The following is a 13,915-nucleotide window of genomic DNA, read 5'->3' as shown; positions in this document are numbered from 1 at the left end:
GTGCGGGCTCAGCCCGCGTCGACGGCGGTGTCCGGAGCCGTCGCCAGCGTGTGGAGCAGGGCGCGGAACCGCTCCACGAGCGCGACGGCGGTGGCCTCGTCGAACCGGTTGTTGTCGAACTTGAGGCTGCCGGCCAGGGTGCCGTCCGGCAGCACGTCCATGGCCCACAGACCGCCGTCCGGGATGGCGGAGCTGACGCTCTGGGACAGGACGCGACGGCGGATCTCGGCGAACCGCGGGCCGTCGCCCGCGCCGTCCTCCGCGGCGAACGGCGACTGGAGCACCTCGAAGGCGACGACGGCCAGGAAGCCGTCGGCGAACGGGGCGAGCAGTCCCGGGCTGTCCTGCGCGACGTGCGCGAACGGGATCTCGTGCTGGTAGGCGCCCAGGCAGGCGGCGCGCGCCTGCTCCAGCACCGCGCCGTAGGTGGCGGAGCCGGTGGTGTCGATGCGGATGGGCACGAAGTTGAAGAACGGGCCCACCGATTCGGCGAACCGCTCCTCGTAACGTCCTGAGGAGAAGGTCGGGAAGACGACGTCCGTGGTGCCGGTCAGGCCGCGCAGCAGCAGGCTGTAGGCCGCCGCGAGGACCATGAACGGGGTGCTGCGGGTGGCCTTCGCGTACTGGGTGACGGACGTGGACAGCTCGGCGTCGAAGACGAAGCGGTGCACACCGTAGGCGGCGGGCACGTCCTCGCGGGGGCGGTCGGTGGTGATGCCGGTGATCTCGGCCCCCGCCAGCCGCTCGCTCCAGTACGCCCGCTCGCGTTCCGTGCGCGGGCTGCCCGCGCTCTCCTGCTGCCACCGGGCGAACTCCTGGTACTGGTGGGCCGGCTCGGCCGCCGGTGCCCGGCCCGCGGCCCGGTCCGTGTAGGCGGCGGCCAGGTCGCGCATCAGCAGCTGCACCGACCAGGCGTCGGTCGCGGTGTGGTGGGTGACCAGGACCAGCACACCGTCGGTGGCGTCGAAGCGGCCGAACTCGGCCCGCAGGTGCGGCAGGACGGCGACGCTGAAGGGGGTGGCGTCCAGCTCGTTGAGGAACGCCTCGGCACGCTCGTCGCGCGGGCGGCCGTCGTCCGCCAGGTCCACCACCCGCAGTTCGGCGGGCGTGGCGGGGTGGACGGTCTGGTGACTGCCCGACTCGTCGCCGTGGATCGAGGTGCGCAGCACCTCGTGGCGTTCCACGACGTCGTTCAGCGCCTGGGCCAGCGCGTCGGTGTCCAGTGCGCCGGTCACCCGCCAGCCGCACACGAGGGTGTGCCGGTGTCCGAACGCGCCGTCGGTCTCGCCCTTGTCGAAGCCGCGCAGGAACTCCTGGTTGAACGACAACGGGATGCGGCGGCCCGACTCGGCCGTCTCCGGTGACGCCTGGGTGATGGTCACGTGGACCAGTCCTTTCTCCTGCGATGACCGGTCCGGAATGCCGACCGGGATGGACCGTGCGGTGGTGGGGAGGCGCGAAACGGGATCAGCGGGCGTCGGACCGGCGGGGGCTGCCGGTCACGCCGCGGCTCCGGTCGCGGCCAGGTCGGTGAGGTAGCTGTCGAGCTCGGCCACCGTGGGGTTGTTGAAGACATCGCCGACCGTCAGTTCGGCGCCGAACTCGGCCTGGATGCGGGCGACCAGCCGCATCGCCTGGAGCGACTGCCCGCCCAGGTCGAAGAAGCTGTCGTCCGGGCCGATCTCCGGCACCCCGAGCACCCGGGCGACCAGCACGCACAGCACGCTCTGGCGTTCGCCGACGGGGGCGGTGGCGGTGGTGGCCGCGGGCGCGGGCGCGGCGGGCTCGGGCAGCGCCGCCCGGTCCAGCTTGCCGTTGGGCGTCAGTGGCAGGGCCGCGAGCTCCACGAACGTGTCCGGTACCGCGTAGTCGGGCAGCAGGCCGCCCAGCGCGGTGCGCAGGTCCCCGGGGCCGCTGCCGCGCGGCACCACGTACGCGGCGAGCCGCTTGTCACCGGGCTGCGGTTCACGGACCACGACCGCCGCGTGCGCCACACCGGGCAGTTGCCCGAGCGCGTGCTCGACCTCGGCCGGCTCCACCCGGTAGCCGCGGATCTTGACCTGGTCCCCGGAGCGCCCGGCGAACTCCAGCAGACCGCCCGCGCCACGCCGCATCAGGTCGCCGGTGCGGTACATCCGCTCGCCGTCCGGGCCGGTGACGAAGTGTTCGGCGGTCAGTCCGGGGCTGCGGAAGTACCCGGCGGCCAGCCGCTCGCCCGCGATGTGCAGCTCGCCGACCTCGCCGTCGGGCACCTCGGCGAGCCGGTCGTCCAGCAGCCGGGCGTCGACGGTGTCCATCGGACGTCCCACCGGCACACCCGCGCGGCAGTCGTCCACGGAGGCCAGCGCCGCGTGCGCGGCGAACGAGGACACCTCGGTCGCGCCGTACATGGCCCGTACGACCAGCCCCGGGCAGGCTTCGAGGACCCGCCGCACCGCCGTCGGCGCGATCACGTCGCCGCCGGTGAGGACCTCGGACAGTGTCGCGAAACTCTCCGGGGCCTCTTCGGCGAACACCCGGAACAGGCCCGCCGTCAGGTGTACGGCACTGATCCGCTCCTCGGTGAACAGCCGGCGCAGCGTACCCAGGTCCAGCTCGCCGGGCGGTGCCAGCACCAGGTGGCCGCCGCGCAGCAGCGGCACCCACAGTTCGTAGGTCGACACCCCGAACGCGTAAGGGGCCACGGACAGGATCCGCCGGTGGCCCTCGCCGTCCCAGCAGGAGTCGGCGGCCAGGCCCAGCACGCCGCGGTGCGTCACGGCGACGCCCTTGGGCTCGCCGGTCGATCCGGAGGTGTGGATGACGTAGACGACGTCGTCGCCGCCCGAGGCGACGCCGGGGGCGTGGTCGGGCAGCGTGGCCAGGTCCGGGTCGGCGGCCGGTTCCAGCAGACGGCCGCCGAGCACACCGGCCCGGCCCCGCATCACGGCGTCGGTCAGGATCAGCGGGCTCCCGGCGCGGTTCACGATCCGCCGCATCAGCTCCACCGGGTGGGCGCTGTGCAGGGGCAGGTAGCAGCCGCCCGCCTTGACCACGGCGAGCAGGGAGACGACCAGGTCCACGGAGCGTTCCATCAGGACCGCGACCGGTTCCTCGGGTCGCACCCCGAGGGCGAGCAGCCGGTGGGCGAGCCGGTTCGCGCGGCGGTCGAGCTCCCGGTAGGTGAGGGACCCGTCCCGTCCGGACAGGGCCACGGCATCGGGCACCCGTGCCACCTGTGCGGCGAAGCGCCGCTGCACCGAGGCGGTGTCCTCGGAATCGCTGAAGGCCATCGTCCGTCCAATCCGCTCAGCCGTATCCGTGTCCGCGGGCGATGTCGCCCCGGCACGGCGCACTCTCGGGTATGGCGCCACGTTCACAGACCGCGCCGTGGCCCTGCATCTCCTGGATTGCCGTGCCGCCGCGACGGGCCGTCAGCCCGTCACCGGCCTTGCCCGGAACCAGGACTCCGCCGCCCGGATACGGGCCTCGCACCGCGCCCGGTCCTCGCCCACGACGAGGGAGGCCACCAGGAAGCCGCCGGGGGCCGCGGTGCGGGACGAGCGTGGTCATGCGGCGTACTTCTCGTTCCAGATGCTGATGTAGCGCTCCCCGGTGTCGGGAAGCACGGTGACGATGGTGCGTCCGGCGCTCGACGGCCGACGGGCGACGAGCAGCGCGCCGTGGACGGCGGCGCCCGAGGAGAGCCCGGCGAAGACGCCCTGTTCGCGCGCCAGCCGGCGGGCGGTCTCCAGCGCGGCTCCGTCGGGGCAGGTGAGCACCTCGTCGATGAGGCTGACGTCGGTGGTGGGCAGGACGACACCGCCGTTGAGGCCGGGGATGCGGTGCTGGCCGCCGTACCCCTGCGACAGGACGGGCGAGTTCTCCGGTTCGACGGCGACGACGGTGAGCGCGGGGTTGCGCTCCTTGAGGTAGCGCCCGGTACCGGTCAGGGTGCCGCCGGTGCCGACGCCGACGACCAGGAAGTCGACCTTGCCGTCGGTGTCGTTCCAGATCTCCGGGCCCGTCGTCTCGTAGTGGGCGCGGATGTTGTCGGGGTTCTCGTGCTGACGGCTGTACCAGGAGCCGGGTGTCGTCTCCTGGATCTCCTCCGCCTTGGCGATGGCGCCGGCGAAGCCCTCGGCACTCGGCGTCTGCACGACTTCGGCGCCGAGGGCCCGCAGCAGGCCCACCCGCTCGGGGGTGGTGCTGTCGGGCAGGACCACGGTGCAGCGGTATCCGCCGGTGGCCGCCATCGCGGCCAGGGCGATGCCGGTGTTGCCCGAGGTGGATTCCACCACGGTGCCGCCCGGCTTCAGATCACCGCGCTCGGCGGCGGCGCGCAGCATGTACAGGGCGGCCCGGTCCTTGCTGCTGGCGTAGGGGTTGTGCGACTCCAGCTTCGCCAGTACCTCCACCGTCGGATCGATGCCGGGAAGACTGAGGCGCAGCAGTGGCGTGTTGCCTATGAGGTCGTACAGGTGGTCGACGACGACGCGGCGTCGTGTGACGGTCAGGCTCATCTGCGCGGCTTTCTGCGAAGCCTGCGGCCGTGCTACCACGAGCCGGCCGAGGCGAGCAGCCGCACCGGGTCCGGGGCGGCGGGGTCGTGCGGTTCCCGGATCACGGAGGGCGGCGGGTACACCCGTGCCCCGGAGCAGACGTCCCGGGTCACCGTGGCCATGGCGCCGATGAGCGCGTCGTCGCCGATCGTGACCGGACCCAGCACGGTCGCGTTGGCGCCGAGGACGACCCGGTCACCGATCACGGGGTGGCGCCGGGTGCCCGGCGCCAGGGAGTTGTCGGTCCACCAGCCGAGCGCGCCGAGGGTCACCTGGTGGAAAATGGTGACGTCGTCCCCGACGACGGCGGTCTCGCCGATCACGACGGCGGCACCGTGGTCGATGAAGACCCGCCTGCCGATGACGGCTCCCGGATGGATCTCCACCCCGGTACGGCTGCGGGCGAAGTAGGCCACGATCCGGCTGCTCATGCGGTGGCCGCGCCGGTACAGCCGGTGCGCCACCCGGTGGGTCCACAGGGCCGGCAGCGCCGGGTGCCACAGGCCCTCCAGTCGGGAACGGATGGACGGATCGCGTTCGACGATCACGTTCAGGTCCTCGCGCAGAATGTGCAGCAGTCCGCTCTTCTCGGGCATGACCATCGGCTCCAGGGGTGCGGTGGGATACGGCACGGTGCTGGGGCTTTCCGTTCGGACCGCGCCGGGGCTCGCGGGGCGATCCGGGCGCAACGCCCCTGGGGGGCTCCTCGCGGCCGCGGTGGGTACGGCCGCGGGGTCGGACGACTGCGGGGTCAGACGGCCGCGGGGTCAGACGCCCGCGGGTTCCTTCGCCGGCGGGTAAGGTGCGCGGTCGGCGTCGAGCCGCGGTCGGTCCGCCGTCCCGTCGGCTCCCGCGGCACGTTCGGGTCGCCCTGCCCGTCGGCGCCGCCGACGAGCAGCACCTGGAAGAAGCCGATCGCATGCACCGCAGCCTCCAGAGAGTCTTCGGACCGCGGGCCGCTCCGGGCCGCTTCGGGCCGGAAGGGCAGGGGCACGGCGCCGCGGAGCGCGGTGCGGCGGACCTGGCACGGCCCTTTACCCGGGAGTTTTCACCTGCGGGGTGCAGAGGACAAGGAATCAGCCGACGGTGGCGCTACTTTCGGAAGTCGGTGTCATCGCGACGGCACCCGAGTTGGTGAAGTAGTTGCGCCGTTCAACCTGAAGGTTGCCGCGTCCGCTTTCCCCGTGGTTCGCTCAGCGGGCCATCGCAGAGTCGGTTCTTCTGCGTGCTTCACACGGTGCCCTTCCTGTGCTGTCCGTGAGTATTCCGGCGGAAGCGGCCCGGTATCCCTCAGTTTCACGCGGAAGGAAAATCCTGTGTCCGCATTCGATGTACGCAAAATCGGTGGAAGAATCGGAGCTCAGGTCACAGGGGTCGATCTGAGTTCGGAGATATCCGATTCGGTATTCCGCCAGATACATGACGCCTTTCTTGATCACAAGGTCCTGTTCTTCCGTGACCAGGACATCACCGACGCCGATCAGCTGGCCTTCGCCGCCCGTTTCGGCCCCCTGACGCAGAAGCATCCGATGATGCGCACCGTCGACGGCGACCCGCAGGTCATCCCGGTCGACGGCGAGGACCAGCGGGCCGACCACTGGCACACCGACATCAGCTTCACGGCCGCCCCCTCGCTCGGCACGACGCTGCGCAGCGTCGTGCTCCCGCCGTACGGCGGCGACACCCTCGTGGCCAACGGCGCGGCCGGCTACCGCGATCTGCCCGCCGAGCTGCGCGAGGTCGCCGACCGGCTGTGGGCCGTCCACACCAATCACGCCGAACAGCCCCGGCTGGGCACCGAACGCGGCGAGAAGGTCCGCGCCGCCTTCCTCTCCCGCCGCTTCGAGGCCGCCCACCCGGTGGTGCGCGTCCACCCCGAATCGGGTGAACCCAGCCTCTTCCTGGGCGGTTTCGCCCAGCGCCTGGTCGGCATGGACGTACGCCAGTCCCGTCCGCTCCTGGACGTCCTCCAGGCCGCCGTGCGGCGCCCCGAGAACACGGCGCGCTGGTCCTGGCGCCCCGGCGACGTCCTGATCTTCGACAACCGCTGCACCCAGCACTACGCGGTCAACGACTACGACCGTCACCAGCGGATCCTGCACCGGGTGTCCATCACCGGCGAGGCGACCCGCGGGCTCGACGGCAAGACCGGGTACGTCATCGAGGAGGGCGAATGACCGGGACGGGCACCCACCGGCCCCCTGCCGAGTTCGCCGCCCGGCTCCGCTCCCGCGAACGCCTGGTGGGTTACTGGATCGCCTGCGACAACCCGGTCGGCACGGAGCGGATCGCGGGCCTGGGCTACGACTACGTCGGGGTGGACGGCCAGCACGGCGTGCTGCACCAGCCCGGCTGGCAGTCGGCCATGCTCGCCGTCGACTCCCGAGGCCGCTCCGCGGGGGTCATCCGGGTGCCCGCACCCGACCCCATCGCCATCGGCACCGCGCTGGACACCGGCGCCCGGGGCGTCATCGTGCCCATGGTCAGCACCGCGCGGGAGGCCCTGGACGCCGCCCGCGCCTGCCGGCACTGGCCGGCCGGAACCCGCAGCATCGCCGGGCCGGTCCGCGCCGAACTCCGGCTGGGCGGCGTCCCGGCCGAGATCGACGACCAGATCGCGTGCATCGTCATGGTCGAGACGGCCGGCGCGCTGGAGAACCTCGACGCCATCTGCGCCACTCCCGGCCTGGACGCCGTCTACGTGGGGCCCGCCGACCTCTCCCTGGCACTCGGCGCGACCCACTTCGGCGACCCCGGTGTCACCGAGGACCTGGAGGCCGCGCTGAAGAAGGTCACCGCCGCCGCGGAACGGGCCGGGATCGCCTGTGGCATCCACTGCCTCGACGGGGCGAGCGCGGCCCGGCGGCTCACCGAGGGCTTCACCTTCGCCACCGTCTCCAGCGACATCACGCATCTGCAGGAGATCGCGGCCGGCCACCTCGCGGCGGCCTCCGTACGCACCGCGGCGTGAGCCGGGAAGTCATGACAACGTTGGGGGAGCAGTGATGACAGGGACGACACGGACGATCCAGCGGCCCGCCCGTTCGATCGACGAACTGATCGGTGGCACGCCTCTGCTGGAGGTCGCGCTGCCGGGCCTCGCCGCTTCGGTGCGGCTGCTGGCCAAACTGGAGATGCTCAACCCGCTCTCCAGCGTCAAGGACCGCGCCGCGCTCGCCATGGTGCTGGCCGCCGAGGAGTCGGGCCAACTGCCGCCCGCCGGGGGCACGCTCATCGAGTGTTCCTCCGGCAGCACCGGGATCTCGTTCGCGGCGCTGTGCGCCCGGCGGGGTCACCGCTGCATCATCGTCATGCCGGACAACGCCAGCGTGGAACGCCGTCTGATCCTGCGGGAACTGGGCGCCGAGGTCGTCCTGGTCCCCGCCGAGGACGGGCTGCCCGCCGCCTGGCTGCACGCCGAGGAGATGCAGCGCACCCTGCCCGGCTCATGGGTGCCGCACCAGGACCAGAACCCCGCCAATGTGCGGGCCCACTACGAGAGCACCGGCCCGGAGATCTGGGAGGCCACCGGCGGCGACGTCGACGTCCTGGTCTGCGGGGTGGGCACCGGCGGAACCCTCTCGGGCACCGCCCGGTACCTCAAGGAGCGGGGCAGCGTCCACGTGGTGGCCGTCGAACCCGCCCGCTCCGCCGTGATGTCCGGCGGCGAGCCGGGCCCCCACGGCATCCCCGGCATCGGCGCGGGCTACGTCTCCGACATCACCGACCTCTCGCTCGTCGACGAGGTCGTCGCCGTACCGGACGAGGCGGCCGCCGCCACGGTCGTCGAGATCGTCCGCACCACCGGTCTGCCGGTCGGCTTCTCCTCTGGGGCCGCCGCCTGGGCGAGCCGGAGCGTCACCGCCCACCCGCGCTGGGCCGGGGCGACCGTGGTCACGGTCTTCCCCGACAGCGGGGAGCGCTATCTGTCGGCCGCGAGCGGCTGAACCCGCCGCCGCCTCACAGGAGAACAGGCATACATGTGCCGTATCCATGGCTACTTCAACGCGGCTGCGACGCCGCACGAGATGCGCACCGTCGCCGCGCTCCAACGCCACGGCGGTCCGGACGCGACCGGTGCCGCTCTCGCCCCCGACTGGGGACTGGGCAGCAACCGGCTCGCCGTCGTCGATCTCGACGGCGGACAGCAGCCCTACCGGGCGGGCCCCCATGTCCAGGTGGTCTTCAACGGTGAGATCTACAACCACGACGAGCTGCGGGCCCGGCTCAGGGACCGCGGTCACGTCTTCGCGGACCGGTGCGACGGGGCCGTCATCCCCGCCCTCTACCTGGAGTACGGGGACGCGTTCACCGATCACCTCGACGGCATGTACTCCATCGCCCTCACCGATCTGCGCGGCCCGGTGCCCCGGCTGCTGCTGGCCACCGACCACATCGGCATGAAACCGCTGTACTACCGCTGGGATCCGGCCGCCCGCTCCCTGCACTTCTCCTCGGAGATCCCCGCCCTGCTCGGGTTCGCCGCGGTCTCCGGGCGCATCCGGGAAGCCGCCCTGGACGCCTACCTGGCCACCCGCGTCCCCTTCGGGGACACGACCATGTTCGAGGACATCGACGTACTGGCGCCGGGCACCACCCTGGTCTGCGACCTGGGCGGGACGGTCCGCTACCGGCGGCGTACGGCCGCCCCGGCGCGGCCGGTGCCCCACGACGCCGAAGCCGCCGCGGTGCGGCTGCGCGACACGCTCCGCGAGGAGGTCGGGCGGCTGCTCGTGGCCGATGTGCCCGTCGCCCTGATCACCTCCGGCGGACTCGACTCCAGCCTGGTCACCGCGCTGGCCGCCGAACACCGCCCGGTCCACTCCTTCAACATCGCCTACCGGGGCGACTGGCCGTTCGACGAGCGGCACTTCGCCCGGGAGGCCGCCGCACGGGCACGGGCCGTGCACCACCAGGTCGAGATCGACCCGGAGGACTTCCCGGCACTGCTCGACGACACGGTCTGGCACCTGGGCCAGCCGAACGCCGATCCGATCGCGCTGAGCACCCTGGCCCTGTTCACCGCGGTGCGGAAGGCGGGATTCACGGTCGCGCTGACCGGTGACGCGGCCGACGAGGTGTTCGGCGGCTACGGCAGGATGCGGCAGGCCGCCGAGACGGCCGGGACCGGCGGCGACTGGGCCCCGGCCTACCTCGACGCCCTGTCGGCCGCCCCGGCCGCTCTGCGCGCCTCCCTCTACACCGACGACTACCGTGCGCATGTCGACGGGATACCTCCCCTGCCCGCCGAGGCGTACGAGGACCTGCTGCACGGCCCCGGTACGGTCCTCGACCGCATCACCCGGTTCGAGCTCGGCCACCGGCTGCCCTCGTACCATCTGCGCCGCGTCGACCACCTCAGCATGGCCGCCTCCATCGAGGCCCGACTGCCGTTCTGCCAGCGGGAGATCGTGGCGCTCGGCCGGGCCCTGCCCGACCGGATGCGGATCGAGGACGGCCGGGTCAAGAAGACCCTGTACGCCGCGGCGCGGGGGCTGCTCCCCACCAGTGTGCTGACCCGCCCCAAGCAGCCCTTCACCCTGCCGATCACGGCGATGCTCACCCCCGGCGCGGCCCTGTGGGAGTACGCCCGCGACCTGCTGGAGCCACGCCGCCTCGCCGCCGACGGGCGACTCGATGCCGGGGCCGTGGACGCCCTGTTCGCCGCGCAGGCCGACCGGCCGGGCGACACGACGTCCCTGGCCCTGTGGGCCCTGCTCGTGCACGAGGTGTGGATCGAGCAGTTCCAGCGCGGGCCGAGCCGCTCGGCCGGACCGGTGCCCCTGGCGGTGGCGGCATGATCGGGCACCTGGCCTACGCGGTGGGCAGCCCCTGCCCCACCTTCGTGCTGGACGCGGCCCGCCTGCCCCGTGAGGAGGCGGCGCTGCTGGGACATCTGACGGAGGCGCGGCGCTTCCTCGCGTCGGCCGGCGGCGCCCATGTACTCAAGATCGCGCTCGTCGAGCCGTCCGCGCACCCGATGTTCGACCTCGACTACCGGTTCGTCCAGGCACTGCCCGGCGGCGACGACCGGTTCGACCTGCGGGGCTCCTGCGGCCACTCGGTGCTCTCCGCCGTCGTCGCCGCGGGCCGTTGCGGGATGCTGCCCCGTCTGCTGCCGGGTGCGCGGATACGGGTGCGGGTCCTCAACAACGGCGACAGCGTGGTGTGCGAGGTCGACCGGGTCGAGCGCGACGAGGTCCAGTTCTCCGTCGCGTTCGTCCAGCCGGGGCCGGTGCCCTTCGCGGACCTGCTGCCCACCGGGGAGACCCGTACCGTGCTCGACCTCGACGGCGGCCCGCAGGAGGTCTCCCTCGTCACGAGCGCCAACGCGTACGCCTTCGTCGACGCCAGGACCCTCGAAGTGCCGTCACCGGCCGCGCTGTTCGCCGCCGGGGACGACCTGCTGGACCGGCTCGAACGGATCAGGGTGGCGGCGGCCGACCGGCTCGGCTGGCCCCGCGGCGGGGCGTTCCCCAAGATCGCGGCGATCGTGCCCGACCCCGGCGGCGGCATCGCCGCGCGCGCGGTCACCGTGCCCCGCTGGCACCCGACGATCGCCCTGACCGGCGCGGTCTGCCTGGGCATCGCCGTACGCATCCCGCAGACCGTCCCCTGGCTCCTCGCCCGCGAGAACGGCGCGGACGAGCAGGGGCTGACGGACATCGAGACGCCCGGCGGCCGCACCACGGTGACGGCCGTCACGTCCGCCCCCGACGCGGCCGGGAACAGCGGAGCCCTGCTCTGGGCGAGCGTCGCCCGCAAACGCGTCACCTTCCAGGGGTCGTTCGTCCTGGCCCCCCTGAGCCATCTGCAATTCGAGGAGGTCGCCCAATGCCTGGCGCTGTCGGTGGCGGCATGAGAACGCAGCCCACACCAGAACTCCACGCCCTGCTCAAGGAGTCGGCGGAGCGGACCGGCCGGGCGGGGGAACCGGACCGGGAGGCCCTGGCGGCGCTGCGCTCCAGCGGTCTGCTGGGCACGGCGGTGCCCGCCGGGTACGGGGGCGGGGGCGGCGACGCCTCGGCCGTCAACCACGTGGTGGAACAGATCGCCGAGGCCAATCCCTCCGTCGCGATCATCGCCTTCCAGCACTTCGCCGTCAGTGCCCGCATCGCGGAATGGGGCACCCCCGGCCAGCGGGAGCGCTGGCTGCCCAGGCTCGCCGACGGCTCCCTGCTCGCGGCCTCCGCGTGGAGCGAGAACGGGGCCGGAGCCGCCAAGCAGAAGCTGTCCAGCACCGGGGAGCCCCGTGCCGACGGCCGATGGGAACTGCACGGCTCCAAGACCTTCACCACCGGCGCCGGGGTCGCCGACCTCTATCTGGTGCTGGTGCGCACCGGCCCGGACACGACAGGGCCGCGGGCCGCGTACGGGGCGGCGGGGCAGACCTTCTTCCTGGTGTCCGCCGACAACCCCGGCCTGCTGCCCGACCTCGGCCTCGACCTGGCCGGCATGCGGGGCTCCGCTACCGGTCTGATCGGCCTCGACCACTGCGTGGTGGACGACGGCGACCGGCTCGGGCCGGTGGGCAAGGCGGCCGGGATCATCGCGGGCGTGCGGGAGAGCGGGGCCTCGCTCGGCGCGGTGGCCGTCGGAACGGCCCAGGCGGCGTTCGACCTCGGCCTCGCCCACGCCCGTCGGCGCGGGCTGCTGGAGCTGCCCTCGGTCCGGCACCACCTGGCCGATCTGGCGACCCGGCTGGAGACGGCCCGCGGCATCGTCGGACGGGCGGGGGCGCGGATCTCGGCCGACCCGGGTCTGACCACCCTGCACAGCAAACTGCACGCCTCGGTCGCCGCGGAGGAGATCTGCCTCGACGTCGCCCGGATGCTGGGTTCCGCGGGGTTCCTGTCCGACGCCGGGATCGGCAGGCTACTCGCCGACGCCCGTGCCATCGCGCTGATGGGGCCCACCAACGATCTGTGCCGGGAGCTGGTGGCCGCGTCATGGCAGGACTGAACCCGGCCGCCGTGCCCGACCTCGTCGTCGGCGGACGCCGGCTCGTGACCCCCCAGGGGGTGCGGGCGGGCCATGTCTCCATCGCCGGCGGCAGGATCACCGCGATCGACGACACCGACACCGCGCCCGCGGGTGTGCCGCGGCTCGACGCGGGGGACCACTACGTCCTGCCCGGACTCATCGACTCCCATGTGCACTTCCGCACCCCCGGACTGACCCACAAGGAGGACTGGCGGCACGCGAGCCGGGCCGCGGTGCGCGGCGGTGTCACCACCGTGATCGACATGCCGAACACGGTGCCGCCCACGCTCGCGCCCGAGGCCGTGCTCGCCAAGGCCCGGCTCGTCGACGGGCACAGCCTGGTGGACTACCGGTTCCACATCGGTCTCGACCCGGCCCGCCCCGAACTGCTGTCCCGGCTCGACCCGTCCATCGCCACCAGCGCCAAGATCTTCATGGCCGGCCACCACACGGCGCCCACCGTGGTCCGGGACCCCGTCCAGTTGGAGAAGGCGTTCGCCGCGGCGGCCGAGGGAGGCGTCCGGCTCGTCCTGCACGCCGAGGACGACGGGCTGTTCGAACTGCTGGACGCCTGGTGGGGCGAGCCCGGCAGCTATCGGGAGTACGAGGCCCGACGCCCGCGCACCGGCGGCATCGTCGCCGTGGCGAGGATCATCGAGCTGGTGCGCCGGTACGGCACGGACGCCCACATCCTGCACCTCTCCAGCGCGGAGGAGGCCGACCTCGTCTGCGCGGCACGCGCCGCGGGCCATCCGGTCACCTTCGAGGTGACGGGGCACCATCTGTCCTTCACCGACGCCGACACCCGGCGCCTGGGCGCCCGTACCCGGCTGTCCCCGTCGATCCGCGGGGAGTCGGACCAGCGGCGGCTGTGGCACGCGCTGTTGTCCGGCCAGGTCTCCACGGTCGGCAGCGACCACGCACCGCACACCGTCGAGGAGAAGACCCGCAGCGTGGCCCAGTCGCCCCCCGGGCTGCCGGGCGTGCAGGAACTCGCGGTCGCCGTCTGGACCGGGATGCGCAGGCGCCGGCCGGAGGAGGACCCGGACGCGGCCGTCGCCCGCCTGGTGCGCCACCTCGCGCAGGTCCCCGCCGAACTGTTCCGGCTGCCGGGCAAGGGGCGTCTGGAGGCGGGAGCCGACGCGGACCTGGTGATCTTCGCGCCGGACACCCCCTGGATGTTCTCCGCGCACGACGTGCAGAGCAAGTGCGGCTGGTCGGCCTACGAGGGCTGGACCTTCACCGGACGCGTCGAACGCACGCTGCGGGCGGGCCGGACCGTGTGGAACGCCGCCGACGGCTCGTTCGGCGGACACGACGGACGACTGCTGGCGGCGGCCGATGCCGCCGCGCCCACGGACACGGCCGTCCCGGCCGGGACGGAGAGCTGA

Annotated in this window: 12 protein-coding genes; 8 read left to right on the top strand and 4 right to left on the bottom strand. The window is 73.1% G+C overall.

Features of this window, described 5'->3' with window-relative positions; translation table 11 throughout:
• Window positions 1–8: 8 nt before the first annotated feature.
• Both OG251_RS44275 and OG251_RS44270 read right to left on the bottom strand, forming a co-directional pair.
• Complete coding sequence (locus tag OG251_RS44275) at window positions 9–1,382, bottom strand: condensation domain-containing protein (protein WP_326682966.1); 1,374 nt, start codon at window positions 1,380–1,382, stop codon at window positions 9–11.
• A gap of 117 nt (window positions 1,383–1,499) precedes the next feature.
• Entirely contained in the window at window positions 1,500–3,272 is a 1,773-nt protein-coding gene (locus OG251_RS44270; RefSeq protein WP_326682965.1) for a non-ribosomal peptide synthetase, read from the bottom strand.
• 97 nt (window positions 3,273–3,369) lie between these two features.
• Here OG251_RS44270 and OG251_RS44265 point away from each other — a divergent pair, with 97 nt between their 5' ends.
• Complete coding sequence (locus OG251_RS44265; protein WP_326682964.1) at window positions 3,370–3,585, top strand: hypothetical protein; 216 nt, start codon at window positions 3,370–3,372, stop codon at window positions 3,583–3,585.
• On the opposite strand, the gene OG251_RS44260 is transcribed toward OG251_RS44265, so the two are convergent.
• Together OG251_RS44260 and epsC are read right to left on the bottom strand one after the other, a co-directional pair.
• On the bottom strand, window positions 3,549–4,502 hold the full coding sequence (locus OG251_RS44260) for a PLP-dependent cysteine synthase family protein (RefSeq protein ID WP_326682963.1): 954 nt from the start codon (window positions 4,500–4,502) through the stop codon (window positions 3,549–3,551). The two genes, OG251_RS44265 and OG251_RS44260, sit on opposite strands and share 37 nt — an antisense overlap.
• Before the next feature lie 32 nt (window positions 4,503–4,534).
• Window positions 4,535–5,137, bottom strand: coding sequence for a serine O-acetyltransferase EpsC (gene epsC / locus OG251_RS44255; RefSeq protein ID WP_326683031.1), 603 nt, complete (start codon window positions 5,135–5,137; stop codon window positions 4,535–4,537).
• A gap of 720 nt (window positions 5,138–5,857) precedes the next feature.
• On the opposite strand from epsC, the gene OG251_RS44250 reads away from it, so the two are divergent.
• Genes OG251_RS44250 through OG251_RS44220 form a run of 7 tightly spaced genes read left to right on the top strand, consistent with a single transcriptional unit; the run spans window position 5,858 to window position 13,915 of the window.
• Entirely contained in the window at window positions 5,858–6,718 is an 861-nt protein-coding gene (locus tag OG251_RS44250) for a TauD/TfdA dioxygenase family protein (RefSeq protein WP_326682962.1), read from the top strand.
• Window positions 6,715–7,512 (top strand): HpcH/HpaI aldolase family protein, encoded by a 798-nt coding sequence (locus tag OG251_RS44245; RefSeq protein WP_326682961.1) that lies wholly within the window; start codon window positions 6,715–6,717, stop codon window positions 7,510–7,512. The genes OG251_RS44250 and OG251_RS44245 overlap by 4 nt, the downstream gene beginning before the upstream one ends.
• Window positions 7,513–7,546: 34 nt before the next feature.
• A complete protein-coding gene (locus OG251_RS44240) occupies window positions 7,547–8,488 on the top strand; it encodes a PLP-dependent cysteine synthase family protein (protein ID WP_326682960.1) in 942 nt (313 codons plus the stop codon).
• 33 nt (window positions 8,489–8,521) lie between these two features.
• The gene (gene asnB, locus OG251_RS44235; RefSeq protein ID WP_326682959.1) at window positions 8,522–10,342 is read left to right on the top strand and encodes an asparagine synthase (glutamine-hydrolyzing); all 1,821 of its coding nucleotides are present in this window, start codon (window positions 8,522–8,524) and stop codon (window positions 10,340–10,342) included.
• Complete coding sequence (locus OG251_RS44230; protein WP_073721009.1) at window positions 10,339–11,403, top strand: PrpF domain-containing protein; 1,065 nt, start codon at window positions 10,339–10,341, stop codon at window positions 11,401–11,403. The genes asnB and OG251_RS44230 overlap by 4 nt, the downstream gene beginning before the upstream one ends.
• On the top strand, window positions 11,400–12,503 hold the full coding sequence (locus OG251_RS44225; protein ID WP_326682958.1) for an acyl-CoA dehydrogenase family protein: 1,104 nt from the start codon (window positions 11,400–11,402) through the stop codon (window positions 12,501–12,503). Before OG251_RS44230 ends, OG251_RS44225 begins: the two co-directional genes overlap by 4 nt.
• Window positions 12,491–13,915: a dihydroorotase gene (locus tag OG251_RS44220; protein ID WP_326682957.1), complete on the top strand. Its 1,425-nt coding sequence runs from the start codon at window positions 12,491–12,493 to the stop codon at window positions 13,913–13,915. Before OG251_RS44225 ends, OG251_RS44220 begins: the two co-directional genes overlap by 13 nt.

Origin of the sequence: Streptomyces sp. NBC_01237 (assembly GCF_035917275.1) — a bacterium.
In the GTDB taxonomy this organism is placed as follows: Bacteria; Actinomycetota; Actinomycetes; order Streptomycetales; family Streptomycetaceae; genus Streptomyces.
Note: the sequence above shows the minus strand (reverse complement) of the source record. Positions and strands in the feature narration are given on the sequence as shown.